The following is a 1,257-nucleotide window of genomic DNA, read 5'->3' as shown; positions in this document are numbered from 1 at the left end:
AAGAACGCCAATGGAAACTCTGATAGATGGCAAAGAGATCTGGAAGGAAAAATTTGTAGCCTGAATTTGACCTGACAGACACCCTCTGAAAAATCGGTGACTGTCAGATCAGGTCTGAACTACTACAAATTATACAGGTTTTACTCTTTCAGTTTTTGATCCGCCACTTTCACCATTTGGTAAAATATATGGTACGTTACTTTCACCATCAGTAGAGTTGAGTGTAAACTTTCCTGTTATAACTCAATTGAAATTTCATGGGGCAATAGACAAACCTTACCTAAGCCCTTTATCCATCTCACAATTCTTTGGGGGAATAAGTGTTGCTCAATGTTTACCTTCTCCACTCAACGATTTATTCGGCTTGGGTGTCAGTGAAGTTGATGTTTTATATGATTTGGAAAATACAAATGTTAGTAGGTTAGGAGCAAGAATTGAATCGAGTAGCACAACAGTATGGGAGCTATTGCCTAATCTAAGAGTCAATAACTTAGTGATAGATCTTGAGATTATTTCACCAGCTAATCTTGTGTTAAGACATATTCATGGCGCTGTAAGCGGAAAGGTTGAAGTTGGCGGTGGAATTGTTTCTATCAACGCAGAAATCCCAAAACTATTAATACAAGGAGTGTTAGAAGTAGGTGAAATTAAATTAGGAGAGTTGATAGAGTTATTTTTACCTGATGTTAAAGTAGACCTAAAGTCGGCAATTACCGGTTTCTCTCTTACCGTTATACCTTCAAGTTCTTTTTTTAGTGTTAACTGTGATGTAACAGCTAACTGGGAGGTTGTTGGGGGGCTTTTTAATATTAAGGCTCTTGGCTTTAATATAACAGGCAGCAAAAATGCCAATGCGGGTAGTTTTAGTGGAAAAACACTAATTGGCTCTGGTGAAAACAGAGTTGAGATTGTTGTTGCTGCCTCTTACCAAAATCAAATATGGACGTTCCAAGGCAAACAAACCTCTGGGCAGCTCCCCCTTGGTAAACTGATTTATCAATACCTCGACTGGGATACCGGCCAGGATCTGGGGATTGATGGCCTGGGCGTTATGATCAGGAGTTACCCACGAATTGTGGACACCCCGCTAAGTTAGATTACAGTCTAACTGGGAGGTGTATCATGAGCCGATATAGAAACCCTGCTTATACCGAAGAGTTCCGAAAAGAAGCTGTTCGTCTGGCAGGCTTACCAGACCACAAAGCTTCTGCTGTTGCTGAACAGCTCGGTATCAGCGTACAGCAGATCTACAATTGG

Annotated in this window: 2 protein-coding genes; both read left to right on the top strand. The window is 40.7% G+C overall.

What is annotated here, in order from left to right; translation table 11 throughout:
• Positions 1 to 217: 217 nt before the first annotated feature.
• Positions 218 to 1,096: a hypothetical protein gene (locus ACNRUY_RS26535; protein ID WP_488114669.1), complete on the top strand. Its 879-nt coding sequence runs from the start codon at positions 218 to 220 to the stop codon at positions 1,094 to 1,096.
• A 26-nt stretch (positions 1,097 to 1,122) separates the two neighbouring features.
• Positions 1,123 to 1,257 (top strand): transposase (locus tag ACNRUY_RS26530; RefSeq protein ID WP_488112090.1); only part of this gene is annotated, 135 nt, incomplete at its 3' end.

Source organism: Endozoicomonas sp. Z74 (assembly GCF_057680865.1).
Note: the sequence above shows the minus strand (reverse complement) of the source record. Positions and strands in the feature narration are given on the sequence as shown.